A 12,598-nucleotide genomic window follows, 5' to 3' on the forward strand; every position below is an offset into this window, starting at 1 on the left:
CCGGGGATTTCCAGCCAATAGGTGGAAGGGCCTCGCTCGGGCGGAGGCTATTTTCGGACCGCGCCCAATCTTGCGATCACTTCATTCGGGATGCCGTAGCGCTGGATGGCGTCGCGATTGTTGCGCAGCCCGCAGATCTCGCGCTGGATGAAGAATGCCCAGACGGCGTCGGATGCTTCATTGAGAAGCCTCTCGCGCTCCTCGGCACTCTGGCGCTCGGGAGTCCAGGTCTTCAGGCCGGCGAGCGCTGCCTCCACCTTCAGCCCGTGACGCCCGAGTGAATCGGCGCGTTCAGACATCAGCTCGTATTCGAGGACGTTGAAGCCGTTTCTATCCTGCTGGGATTGTCTGAAGGACTGCGGCGGACGAACGCTCATTGGCACGAATTCCTTGTCAGCGTAGGCCACGATCTTAGCCAATCCGGCTCGACAGATCGAGAGGGTTCGAAACAGGCCTATCCCGGCGTTTCGACGCGTGGCATAAGGGCGCCGAAACCTTTCCCCCTAGACCCAGCGCGCATCATGATTCGTATCGAAAATATCAGCAAGCAGCTCAGCCACAGGATCCTCTTCATCGAGGCATCAGCAGCCCTTAACAGAGGCGAGAAGATCGGTCTTGTCGGCCCGAACGGCGCCGGCAAGACGACGATCTTCCGGATGATCAATGGCGAGGAGCAGCCCGACGAGGGTCAGGTCTCCTGCGAAAAGGGCGTTACCATCGGCTACTTCAACCAGGACGTCGGCGAGATGGCGGGCCACAGCGCCGTTGCCGAGGTGATGAATGGCGCCGGTCCGGTCAGCATCGTTGCCGCCGAACTGCGGGAGCTGGAAGCCGCTATGGCTGACCCCGAGAGGGCCGGCGAGATGGAGGAGATCATCGAGCGCTACGGCGAAGTGCAGGCGCGCTACGAGGAGCTGGACGGCTATGCGCTCGAAGGCCGCGCCCGCGAAGTGCTCGCGGGCTTAAGCTTCAGCCAGGAGATGATGGACGGCGACGTCGGAGCGCTGTCGGGCGGCTGGAAGATGCGTGTGGCGCTCGCCCGCATTCTGCTGGCGCGTCCCGACGTCATGCTGCTCGACGAACCGAGCAACCATCTGGATCTCGAAAGCCTGATCTGGCTGGAGGAGTTCCTGAAGGGCTATGAAGGCGCGCTGCTGATGACCTCGCACGACCGCGAATTCATGAACCGCATCGTCAACAAGATCATCGAGATCGATGCCGGCACGCTGACGGCCTATTCCGGCGACTACGAATTTTATGAGCAACAGCGGGCGCAAAACGAAAAGCAGCAGCTGGCCCAGTTCGAGCGTCAGCAAGCGATGCTCGCCAAGGAAATCAAGTTCATCGAGCGGTTCAAGGCGCGCGCCTCACATGCCTCGCAGGTGCAGAGCCGCGTGAAGAAATTGGAGAAGATCGACCGGGTCGAGCCGCCCAAGCGCCGGCAGTCGGTCGCCTTCGAATTCCAGCCGGCGCCGCGCTCCGGCGAGGATGTGGTCAGCCTGAAGAACGTGCACAAGAAATACGGCAGCCGAAGCATCTATGAGGGGCTGGACTTCATGGTGCGGCGCCGGGAGCGCTGGTGCATTATGGGTATCAACGGCGCCGGCAAGTCGACGCTGCTGAAGCTGGTGACCGGCACCGCCGAGCCTGACGAAGGCAGTGTCGCGCTCGGCGCCAGCGTCAAGATGGGTTACTTCGCCCAGCACGCCATGGATATTCTCGACGGTGAGCACACCGTCTTCCAATCGCTGGAAGACCGGTTTCCCCAGGCGGGGCAGGGGCCGTTGCGGGCGCTCGCCGGATGTTTCGGCTTTTCCGGCGACGATGTCGAAAAGCGGTGCCGTGTGCTTTCGGGCGGCGAGAAGGCGCGCCTCGTCATGGCGATGATGCTGTTCGACCCGCCGAACCTGCTCGTGCTCGACGAACCGACGAACCATCTCGACCTCGACACCAAGGAGATGCTGATCAAGGCGCTGTCGCAATATGAGGGCACCATGCTGTTCGTCTCGCACGACCGGCATTTCCTGGCGGCACTTTCCAACCGGGTGCTGGAACTGACGCCCGACGGCATCCATCAATATGGCGGCGGCTATACCGAATATGTGGCGCGCACCGGCCAGGAGGCGCCCGGCCTGCGAAGCTGACCGGTATTTTTTGCCCGGCATGTCGAAACCGTCAGCGTCGAAACGACCAGTGAAGAACCGGCCAGCGATATCGGTTGGCCGCTCGAAGCAACGGAGGAGGAATGCCCATGCAGTTGGATCGGATCGAAGTCGTCACCCTGTTCGTCGATGATATCGACGAGGCCAAAGCGTTCTACCGAAAGGTCTTTGCGCCTGACGTCGTCTATCAGGACGCGGTATCCTCTGTCCTGAAATTCTCGGGAACGATGGTCAACCTGCTGGATGCGGCGCAGGCGGCTCAGCTGGTCGAGCCATCCGCGGTGTCATCCCCCGGTGCGGGCGCACGCGTCCTGCTGACGATCAAGGTCGATGACGTCGATGCGGTTTGCACCGAACTGCGCACACTCGGGGTCACGCTGCTCAATGGTCCGGTCGATCGTCCATGGGGCCGCCGCACGGCAGCCTTTGCGGATCCGTCGGGCCATGTCTGGGAGGTCGCGGAGGAATTACGCTAAGCTGGTGTCGCCGGGTTCTGAGGTCGCCTCCAGATTTTGCGATCGTGACGCGCCTCGGCAAGCCGTTTCGTCCATGCGATAAATGGATTCGGCGGTCATCGCCACGATGATGACCAATTTCCGTGGTGTTCGGAGCCCTCTTCATGCAATTGGGGACGGGCGCATCGGCATGGACTGGATCAATCGCTATATCGATCAGCCGCTGCTGCATGGCGCGGCGGGCTTGCTGCGGGGCTGGCACATCCGCACGCGGCAACCGCCGGAGCTGCTGGAGCCGACATGGAATCTCGTCGTGCTCTCCTTTCTGTTGATCTTGAGCGGGCAGGTCATGGCCGACAAGCCTTTCGCGCTCAGTATTACCGCGCTGGTCATGCTGGCGCTGCCGTCAGCACGAAAGCTGCTTTCAGCGGTAAAGGCGGGGGGAGGCGGTTACGGCGCACGGGAATACAAGTCGCTGAGAGCGCGCGCCATGGCCAAACGTGAGGCGGAGTGGTCGGTGCGGATCATCGTCCTGTTCGCCTCCGCCTGCCTTCCCTTCATCGCCCGCATCGACGATCCGGTCGGAGCCTATTTCATGCTGGGAGCAAGCATCTGGTTCGTATTGACCGGGCCGCTCAAGGCCTATCTCGATGCGGCCGAACCTCCTGAGCCGAATGAAGGCGACCAGATGTATAACGGCGTCTTGCACTTCGGCTGAATGGAACCGATGCGATGTTGCATGCGCCTGCCGTCAGGCCGGCGGAACCAAATGGGGCGGCCTCCGTTATCTCCGCAGCAACGTAAAAGGAGATTGCGATGCTTTATTACGCTCTGGTGTTTCTCGTTGTGGCCTTGATTGCCGGTGTCCTCGGATTTGGCGGCATCGCAGGGGCTTCAGCTTCCATCGCCCAGGTTCTGTTCTTCATTTTCCTGGTGCTGTTCGTCGTGTCGCTCGTCATGAGACTGATGCGAAAAGTATAGTTCGGACAGATCGAGTATAAGCCCGGCGAAATACATCGCCGGGTTTTTCTTTGCTGGATATCAGGCAAAGCGCCATTACCGGCGGCTAAACTCACTCCGGATAATGCGGTCGATCGAGATCAATGTGCCTTTCTGGCAACCATTCCGGATAAGATCATGAAATAATCGAATGCCGCGAAAAGGTGCCTTCGAAATGTCCCAATAGAGGCTGAACCGTAGGCTTGTTTGTCGCGTGCGCCCTCCCCTGCGCTTTGACATGCGATGCGTAAATGATGCCGGTTCGGGATCGTTTTGCGGTTCCGTCCGTTATCTGTAGCCGAATCAGGTGGCGAGTAGCCGGGTATTTTGCTCCCGTCACGATTTGAGAAGGAGACACTTATGAATAAGACTTTTGCGACCGCATTTGCCGCGGTATCGTTGAGCCTCATCGGCGCGGGGGCGGTCAATGCCGCCGACCCCGTCACCAGGACATATGAAGAGCCGGACCTGCGCAATGGCGTGAAGATCGGCTACCTCACCTGCGATATCGGCGGCGGCACGGGTTACGTGCTCGGTTCCTCCAAAGAGGCCGACTGCATCTTCCAGTCGACCGTCGGCAACGAACTTTCGGATCGTTATACGGGCGAAGTGAGAAAGCTCGGCATCGACCTTGGCTTCACCACGCGCAGCCGGCTGATCTGGGCGGTGTTCGCGCCGACCGCTGGCTATCACCGCGGCTCGCTCGCCGGTCTCTATGTCGGCGCTACCGCTGAAGCGACGCTCGGCGCCGGTGTCGGCGCCAATCTCCTGGTTGGCGGCACCTCCGGCTCGATCCATCTGCAGACGGTCAGCCTGACCGGTCAACTCGGCCTCAACGTTGCGGCCGGTAGCGCCTCGATGACGCTCACGGCAGCGAATTGATATGACCTTTTGGTGGTTCCCTGCCGCGTCGAGGCAGGGGACGCCACCTCGTCTGAGGAGCGATTTCGCGCCCTCGTATGCCCAAGCCGGATCACGACATGATGGATATTCGAATGGCAACGCCCAGCGAGGACGAGATCCTGGTTGGGCACTATCTGAAAATCTGGGACAGCTACGGCACACCACCGGGACACTACAGGCCTGATGCGGCGGCGCAGATCTTGTCTTTCATCAGAAGCGGTCGCGAAGAGCGCCGCTTGGCTTCGTTCCTTGCCATCGTCGACGGGGACATCGCCGGTTCCGCATCCTGCCAACTGCACCAATCGCCGTTTCCGGAGGTCATCCAGCCGGAACAGCGGCTGCACGGTTACATCTGGTCCGTCTATGTTGCCGACGCCTTCCGCCGGCGCGGCATCGCACTGAAGTTGACCAACAAGGCTGTCGACTATCTGAAATCAATCGGCTGTACGACTGCTGTCATTCATGCCTCCGATGCCGGCGAACACGTCTATCTGGCCGCTGGTTTCGAACTGGCGAAGGAAATGCGCCTGAAGTTTTCGGCGGAGTAGCGACCGGCGATCGCCGGAGCCGCCGCCAGCTTTCCACTACGCTTTCGCTCGGCCGGGTGCTATAAAAGTAGCGATCGTCGCCTCGTCATGGCCGGCTTCGCGCAGGAAGCGGCTGGCGAATTCGATGGCAGGGCTTCTGAGGGCCTCGTCCGGTCTAATCAGGTGAAAGGCCACATGGTAATCGAGCGTCCGCTCCGATACAGCGACAACGCGTCCGGTGGCCATCGCGGCATCCGATAGCGGCGGTCGCGCAAGTGCGATCCCAAGGCCCTGGGCGCAGGCATCGATCACCAGATTGTAGTCTTCGAAGCGCCGATCGTGGCCGCGCGGTATATAGTCGACGCCCTCACCGGAGAGCCAGCGCCGCCAGCCTTCAATATTCGAATCGTGCAGGATCGGCAGATCGAGCAGCGACAAGGCATCGGAACGCTGCCCGAGCCGCTCCGCCAGCGCAGGGGCGGCGATCGGAAACGACTTCTCCTGCCAGAGCGGCAGGGCGCGCACGCCGGCCCATGGTCCCTTGCCGCAGCGAATGGCAAGATCCGTGCCTTCGCCGAAATCCGCCAGCCGGTGTTCGAGCGTCAGCTCGACATGCAGCTCGTTTCCTTCGAGCTTCGGCAGGCGTTGAAACAGCCATAGAGAGGCGACAGAGGGCGTCACCGAAAGGCGCACCACCGCCTTGTTGCGGCGAGGCAGCCAGCGTTCGCCGCTATTGCCGAGCAGCGTAAGTGCTTCTTCCGCCCGCGCGAAAAACCGCATGCCTTCCGGCGTCAGGCGCACGCCTCGGGCTTCGCGCGCAAACAGGCGCACGCCCATCCAGCGCTCCAAGCGCGAGACCTGCCGCGACACTGCGCCGTGGGTGATGCCGCTTTCCTCGGCCGCGGCGGAAAATGATCCCAGCCGGGCGGCGCGGGCAAAGGTCTCGAGCGTATCGAGCGGCGGAAGAACTGGCGAGCTGTGAACCATACGCACATTTGATCATCGATTGCGATGCTTTTCAAGCACGCATCGAAGGCCTAATCACTGTCGCAGGAACATATGGAGGCGAAAATGAGCATGGCGGCAAGCGTACCGGTTTCGAGGAAACAGCAAGGCGGGTTCGATTTGGTGGCCTTTGGGGCGATCGTCGTCACCATCCTCTCCTGGGCTTCCTCCTTCGTGGTGATCCGCATCTGTCTCGGACCACTGACGCCGATCGAGTTGGCGACGGCGCGCTATGTGGCAGCCGGCGCCATCGCCCTCGTCTATCTCGTCATCTATCGGCCGATGCCGGAAAAACGCGATTTTTTCCGCCTCTCCGTTGCCGCCGTGCTCTTCATCGCCGCCTATGCGGTTCTGCTGAACACCGGCGAGCAGACCGTAGCGGCAGGACCGGCGAGCTTCATCATCAACACCATGCCCGTCTTCACCGCCCTCATTGCCACATTCGCGCTCGGCGAGCGCTTCGGCCGCTGGGGCTGGGTGGGCACCGCGGTTTCCTTCGGCGGCGTGGCGCTGATTGCGGTCGCCTCCGACGGCGGCTTCAAGCTCGATCCGAATGCCGTCCTCATCCTTGGCGCAGCGCTCTGCTCGGCGATCGCCAGCGTGCTGCAGAAGCCGCTGCTCGGACGGTTGCCGGCGCTTGCCGTCACTGCCTGGATCCTGCTCATCGGTTCCGTGCCACTGTTTCCGGCCGTCCCGGCGACGATTCAGGCGCTGGCCGCCGCACCGGCGGAGGTCAACTGGGGCGTTGCCTATCTCGTTATCTTCCCGACCGCGATCGGCTACCTCACCTGGGCGATCGCCCTGAAGCGGCTGACGGCCGCCCGCGCCTCGAATTTCCTCTATGGCGTTCCGCCGGTCGCTACGCTGATCGGGTTCGTCTGGCTGGGCGAAACGCCGACGGCGCTCGGCGCAATCGGTGGCGTCATGGCAATCCTCGGCGTGCTGTTCGTCAACGTCATGCGGAATCGGTAGCGTCAAATTCGGGCCGTGAAGGCGGCCTGGCAACAGTTAGGCATTGCGCCGCCGTTCGCTTTCTTTAAAACGAAAGTAGATCGAAAGGCGCCCCATGTTCTTGACCGACCGGCAAATTGAAATCGTCGCGATTGCGAAATCGAGCGGCAGGGTTCTGGTCGAGGAGCTCGCCTCCCGCTTTTCGGTGACGCCGCAGACAATCCGCAAGGACCTGAACGATCTCTGCGATGCGCAGGTACTGACACGCATCCATGGCGGCGCAACATTTCCGAGCGGGACGGAGAACGTCAAATACGAGGCGCGCCGCCAGATCGCCGCTTCCGAGAAACAGGCAATCGGCATTGCGGCCGTCGAGCTCATCCCGAGCGGTGCCTCGCTCTTCATCAATATCGGAACGACGACCGAGGCGGTGGGCGAGGCGCTCGCCAACCATCACGAGCTGATGGTGATTACCAACAATATAAATGTTGCCAATAGGTTGCGTCTTTTTCCGGCAATCGAGGTCGTCATTGCCGGCGGCGTCGTGCGCGGTTCGGACGGCGGGATCGTCGGCGAGGCGGCCGTCGATTTCATCCGCCAGTTCAAGGTCGATTACGCTGTGATCGGCGCTTCGGCTATCGACATCGACGGCGCGCTTCTCGATTATGATTTTCGCGAAGTGAAGGTCGCTCAAGCAATCATCGCCAATGCGCGACATGTCATTCTCGTTGCCGATTCGACAAAGTTCGAACGTACCGCACCGGTCAGGATCGGCCAGCTTTCCCAGGTTCATACCTTCATCACCGACCACTGTCCGGTGTCGTCGATCCGCAATCTCTGCCTCGAAAACAATGTGAAACTGATCGAAACGAATGGCCGATCCCGTTAGATGGCGATCTGCGGAAACATTCGTTTGACATTCGGATCTCTTTCGTTTTAACTGATGCTACTTTCGCAATTGCGCAAGTTTTGTGCGATGCGAAATCGACAGTGGGCTCGGAGGGGATATTGGGCCGGGAGATTCACGACATATTCGTCATCGGCGGCGGCATCAACGGCTGCGGCATTGCGCGCGATGCCGTTGGGCGCGGTTATTCCGTCGCGCTGGCGGAGATGAACGATTTTGCCTCGGGCACCTCGTCGGGCGCCACCAAGCTGATCCATGGCGGCCTGCGTTATCTCGAGCATTACGAGTTCCGCCTGGTGCGTGAATCGCTGATGGAGCGCGAGATCCTCTGGGCGATGGCGCCGCACATCATCTGGCCGCTGCGCTTCGTGCTGCCTTACCATAAGGGCGGCATCCGCCCGGCCTGGCTGATCCGGCTCGGCCTCTTCCTCTACGACCATCTCGGCGGCCGCAAGCTGCTGCCGGCGACATCGGTGCTCGACATGCGCCGCGATCCGGCCGGAAAGCCGCTAAAGGCGCTGTTTGCCAAGGCTTTCGAATATTCCGACGGCTGGGTCGACGATGCGCGCATGGTGGTGCTGAACGCCCGCGACGCTGCCGACAAGGGGGCGACCATCCTGCCGCGCACCAAGGTGGTAGCGGCACGGCGCGAGAATGGTCTGTGGCATATCGAAACCACCGATACGGTCACCGGCCGCAATGACAGCCATCAGGCCCGCATGCTGGTGAATGCCGCCGGCCCCTGGGTCGACCATGTCATCCGTTCCGCTTTCGGCCAGAACGAAGCCCACCATGTCCGCCTCGTCCAGGGCAGCCATATCGTCGTCAAGAAGAAGTTCGACGATCCCAGAGCTTATTTCTTCCAGAATCCCGACAATCGCATCATCTTCGCCATCCCCTATGAGAGCGACTTCACCCTGATCGGCACCACCGACCGCGACTACACCGCCGATCCCAAGGATGTCCGGATTTCCGAGGAGGAGACCGTCTATCTCTGCAATGCGGCGTCGGAATATTTCAAGGAGCCGGTCAAGCCGGAAGATATCGTCTGGACCTATTCGGCGGTCAGGCCGCTTTATGACGACGGCGCCTCCAAGGCGCAGGAAGCGACGCGCGATTACGTGCTGAAGCTGGAAGGCGAGGGTGAGGCGGCACCGCTGCTCAACGTCTTCGGCGGCAAGCTCACGACCTATCGCCGGCTTTCCGAACATGCGCTGGAAAAGATCGGCGCTGCGATCGGCGTCAAGGGCGCGCCGTGGACGGCAAAGAGCCACCTGCCGGGCGGCGATTTTCCGGTCAAGGGTTATGAGGCCGAGGTCGCCAAACTGAAACGGCGCTATCCGTTCCTGACCGATCCGCACGCCCGCAGGCTGGTGCGCCGCTATGGCACGAAGGCCGAGGTGCTGCTTGGCGATGCTCGCGGGATCGACGATCTCGGACGGCTGTTCGGCGGCGATCTCTACGAGGCAGAAGTCAAATACCTCGCCGAACATGAATGGGCCCGGCACGGCGAAGACGTGCTGTGGAGGAGAACAAAGGATGGCCTGCGCCTTTCCAAGGAGCAGGCTCAGTCACTGGAGGAGTACATGGCTGCCATACCGGCAATGGCCGGATAAAGGCGGCGTGTGGTCCCCGCTGCGTGGAGGCACGGGAATCGGAATGCTGGAACTGCGAAACGCCGCCAAGATGGTGGGGGCGGACTATCATATCTATCCGACCGATCTGGTTCTCGAGCGCGGCACGCTGAACGTCCTGCTCGGGCCGACGCTGTCTGGCAAGACGTCGCTGATGCGGCTGATGGCCGGCCTTGATCGTCCCACAGGCGGCTCCGTTCATTTCGACGGCGCCGATGTCACCGGCATGCCGGTGCAGAAGCGCAACGTCGCCATGGTCTACCAGCAGTTCATCAATTATCCGGCGCTGACCGTGTATGAGAACATCGCCTCGCCGATGCGCATATCGGGCAAGGATGCCGCGACGATCGACCGTGACGTGCGCAAGGCGGCCGAGCTTCTGAAGCTCACGCCCTATCTCGACCGCACGCCGCTCAATCTGTCCGGCGGCCAGCAGCAGCGCACGGCACTGGCCCGCGCCCTCGTCAAGAATGCCAGCCTGGTGCTGATGGACGAGCCGCTCGCCAATCTCGACTACAAGCTGCGCGAGGAACTGCGGCAGGAATTGCCGCGCATCTTCGCCCAGTCCGGCGCGATCTTCGTCTATGCCACGACGGAACCCTCCGAAGCCTTGTTGCTGGGCGGCAATACGGCGACGCTCAACGAGGGCCGGATCACGCAGTTCGGCCCGACGATCGAGGTCTATCGCAAACCGCTCGATCTGACGACGGCGAAAACCTTTGCCGATCCGCCGCTGAATTTTATTGATCTCATCAAATCGGCAGGCAATTTCCTGCGCGACGGCGCTTTGATTTTTGCCGTGCCGCCGCATCTTCAGAACGTGCCGGACGGGCCGGCAACGATCGCGTTTCACCCGCATCATCTTGCACCAACCCCCCAGACGGCTGATTCGGCGCGGCTGACAGCTCGGACACAGATTTCGGAGATCACGGGGTCGGAAAGTTTCGTGCATCTGCAATTTGCCGACACCCGCTGGGTGATGCTTGCGCACGGCATCCACAATATCGACCCGGACACGGATCTCTCCGTTTTCATCGATACGCGCCACCTGATGGCGTTCGGCGCGGACGGCCGGGCGATCACCACTGCCAGGCAGAGGGGCTAGGAGAAGATCATGGCACGTATCACCCTCGATCATATCAGACATGCCTATGGACCGAACCCGAAGAGCGAGAAGGACTACGCTCTCAAGGAAGTGCACCACGAGTGGAACGATGGCGGCGCCTATGCGCTGCTCGGGCCTTCAGGCTGCGGAAAGACCTCGCTGCTCAATATCATTTCCGGCCTTATTCAGCCGTCCGAAGGGCGAATTCTCTTCGACGGACAGGATGTTACGCACCTGCCGACGCAGCAGCGAAATATTGCGCAGGTATTCCAGTTTCCGGTGATCTACGACACGATGACCGTCTATGACAATCTGGCTTTCCCCTTGCGCAACCGCGGAGTCGCGGAGCCTGATGTTGATCGTCGTGTCCGCGAAATATTGGAGATGATCGATCTTGCAGACTGGGCTAAGCGTCGCGCGCGCGGTTTGACGGCGGACCAAAAGCAGAAGATTTCGCTTGGCCGCGGCCTCGTGCGCTCGGATGTGAACGCGATTCTCTTCGACGAGCCGCTCACCGTTATCGACCCGCATATGAAATGGGTGCTGCGATCGCAGCTGAAGCGGCTGCATAAGCAGTTCGGTTTTACGATGGTCTATGTCACGCATGACCAGACGGAGGCGCTGACCTTCGCCGACAAAGTCGTGGTGATGTACGATGGCGAGATCGTGCAGATCGGCACGCCGGCCGAGCTCTTCGAGCGTCCGAGCCATACCTTCGTCGGCTACTTCATCGGGTCTCCAGGCATGAACTTCATGCCAGCCAAGGTGGAAGGCCGCACGGTTCGGGTCGGCGAGCACGCTCTGACGCTCGACTATGCGCCAAAGACTTCGGCAGCGGCCAAGGTAGAGCTAGGAATCCGGCCCGAGTTTATCCGGGTCGGCCGCGAGGGCATGCCTGTGACCGTCAGCAAGGTGGAAGATATCGGCCGGCAGAAGATCGTCCGCGCGCAGTTTGCCGGCCAGCCGATCGCGATCGTCGTCCCTGAAGACGGGGACATTCCGGCTGATCCCCGGGTGACCTTCGAGCCATCGGGTATCAGTATCTATGCCGACTCTTGGCGCGCCGGACCGGAGGCTTGATCATGGAAAAAACCTGGAACAACAAAGCGTGGTTTCTGGTCCTGCCGGTCCTCGTGCTGGTGGCATTCTCGGCCGTCATTCCCTTGATGACGGTTGTGAACTATTCCGTTCAGGACACTTTCGGAAACAACCAGTTCTTCTGGAACGGAACGGACTGGTTTACCGAAATCCTGCATTCCGACCGTTTCTGGGCCGCCCTGCAGCGAAATCTAATTTTTTCGTTGATCATTCTCGCTCTTGAGATCCCGCTCGGTATCTTCATTGCGCTCAACATGCCGAAATCGGGCATCGGCGTGCCGGTGTGCCTGGTTCTGATGGCGCTACCACTGCTGATCCCGTGGAACGTTGTCGGCACGATCTGGCAGGTGTTCGGCCGCAACGACATTGGTTTGTTCGGCTACTCCCTCAATGCCATCGGCATCGATTACAACTATGTGCAGGATCCGCTCGACGCCTGGGTGACGATCATCATCATGGACGTTTGGCACTGGACGAGCCTAGTCGTCTTGCTCTGCTATGCAGGCCTCGTTTCCATTCCGGATGCTTTCTATCAGGCAGCCAAGATCGACGGTGCGTCTCGTTGGGCCGTATTCCGCTATATCCAGCTGCCAAAGATGAAACGCGTTCTGCTGATCGCCGTGCTGCTGCGTTTCATGGATAGTTTCATGATCTACACCGAACCGTTTGTCGTCACGGGCGGCGGTCCCGGCAACGCGACCACCTTCCTGTCGATCGATCTGGTCAAGACCGCCCTCGGACAGTTTGACCTCGGTCCGGCCGCTGCCATGTCGCTGATCTATTTCCTGATCATCCTGCTGCTTTCGTGGGTGTTCTACACCGTCATGACAAGCCACGACGCGGAGAATTGAA

14 protein-coding genes are annotated in these 12,598 nt (G+C 60.9%); 12 read left to right on the top strand and 2 right to left on the bottom strand.

Features of this window, described 5'->3' with window-relative positions; genetic code table 11:
• Positions 1–47: 47 nt before the first annotated feature.
• On the bottom strand, positions 48–377 hold the full coding sequence (locus QMO82_RS01800) for a DUF6665 family protein (protein ID WP_183610136.1): 330 nt from the start codon (positions 375–377) through the stop codon (positions 48–50).
• A gap of 144 nt (positions 378–521) precedes the next feature.
• On the opposite strand from QMO82_RS01800, the gene QMO82_RS01805 reads away from it, so the two are divergent.
• The 6 genes from QMO82_RS01805 to QMO82_RS01830 all read left to right on the top strand — a co-directional run bounded on the left by QMO82_RS01805 (position 522) and on the right by QMO82_RS01830 (position 5,067).
• Positions 522–2,144: an ABC-F family ATP-binding cassette domain-containing protein gene (locus tag QMO82_RS01805; protein WP_183610135.1), complete on the top strand. Its 1,623-nt coding sequence runs from the start codon at positions 522–524 to the stop codon at positions 2,142–2,144.
• 101 nt (positions 2,145–2,245) lie between these two features.
• Entirely contained in the window at positions 2,246–2,638 is a 393-nt protein-coding gene (locus QMO82_RS01810) for a VOC family protein (protein ID WP_183610134.1), read from the top strand.
• 106 nt (positions 2,639–2,744) lie between these two features.
• The gene (locus QMO82_RS01815) at positions 2,745–3,335 is read left to right on the top strand and encodes a hypothetical protein (protein WP_183610233.1); all 591 of its coding nucleotides are present in this window, start codon (positions 2,745–2,747) and stop codon (positions 3,333–3,335) included.
• 98 nt (positions 3,336–3,433) lie between these two features.
• Positions 3,434–3,598 carry a DUF1328 domain-containing protein gene (locus QMO82_RS01820; RefSeq protein ID WP_003549551.1) on the top strand — a complete coding sequence of 55 codons (165 nt, stop codon included), beginning with the start codon at positions 3,434–3,436 and terminating at the stop codon, positions 3,596–3,598.
• Between the two features lie 378 nt (positions 3,599–3,976).
• The gene (locus QMO82_RS01825; protein ID WP_183610133.1) at positions 3,977–4,498 is read left to right on the top strand and encodes a DUF992 domain-containing protein; all 522 of its coding nucleotides are present in this window, start codon (positions 3,977–3,979) and stop codon (positions 4,496–4,498) included.
• A gap of 77 nt (positions 4,499–4,575) precedes the next feature.
• A complete protein-coding gene (locus tag QMO82_RS01830) occupies positions 4,576–5,067 on the top strand; it encodes a GNAT family N-acetyltransferase (RefSeq protein ID WP_183610132.1) in 492 nt (163 codons plus the stop codon).
• A gap of 36 nt (positions 5,068–5,103) precedes the next feature.
• Here QMO82_RS01830 and QMO82_RS01835 read toward each other — a convergent pair whose 3' ends face one another.
• Complete coding sequence (locus tag QMO82_RS01835; protein ID WP_183610232.1) at positions 5,104–6,033, bottom strand: LysR family transcriptional regulator; 930 nt, start codon at positions 6,031–6,033, stop codon at positions 5,104–5,106.
• 72 nt (positions 6,034–6,105) lie between these two features.
• Between QMO82_RS01835 and QMO82_RS01840 the strand changes: the two genes are divergently transcribed.
• The 6 genes from QMO82_RS01840 to QMO82_RS01865 all read left to right on the top strand — a co-directional run bounded on the left by QMO82_RS01840 (position 6,106) and on the right by QMO82_RS01865 (position 12,597).
• The gene (locus tag QMO82_RS01840) at positions 6,106–7,023 is read left to right on the top strand and encodes a DMT family transporter (RefSeq protein WP_183610131.1); all 918 of its coding nucleotides are present in this window, start codon (positions 6,106–6,108) and stop codon (positions 7,021–7,023) included.
• 94 nt (positions 7,024–7,117) lie between these two features.
• Positions 7,118–7,891: a DeoR/GlpR family DNA-binding transcription regulator gene (locus tag QMO82_RS01845; protein WP_105010251.1), complete on the top strand. Its 774-nt coding sequence runs from the start codon at positions 7,118–7,120 to the stop codon at positions 7,889–7,891.
• Positions 7,892–8,010: 119 nt separating this feature from the next.
• Entirely contained in the window at positions 8,011–9,525 is a 1,515-nt protein-coding gene (glpD, locus tag QMO82_RS01850; protein ID WP_183610130.1) for a glycerol-3-phosphate dehydrogenase, read from the top strand.
• Between the two features lie 43 nt (positions 9,526–9,568).
• Complete coding sequence (locus tag QMO82_RS01855; RefSeq protein WP_183610129.1) at positions 9,569–10,648, top strand: ABC transporter ATP-binding protein; 1,080 nt, start codon at positions 9,569–9,571, stop codon at positions 10,646–10,648.
• 9 nt (positions 10,649–10,657) lie between these two features.
• A complete protein-coding gene (locus QMO82_RS01860) occupies positions 10,658–11,728 on the top strand; it encodes an ABC transporter ATP-binding protein (protein ID WP_183610128.1) in 1,071 nt (356 codons plus the stop codon).
• A 2-nt stretch (positions 11,729–11,730) separates the two neighbouring features.
• Complete coding sequence (locus QMO82_RS01865; protein WP_003552206.1) at positions 11,731–12,597, top strand: carbohydrate ABC transporter permease; 867 nt, start codon at positions 11,731–11,733, stop codon at positions 12,595–12,597.
• The last annotated feature ends 1 nt before the right edge of the window (position 12,598 follow it).

The organism is Rhizobium sp. BT04, from assembly GCF_030053135.1.
GTDB lineage: Bacteria > Pseudomonadota > Alphaproteobacteria > Rhizobiales > Rhizobiaceae > Rhizobium > Rhizobium binxianense.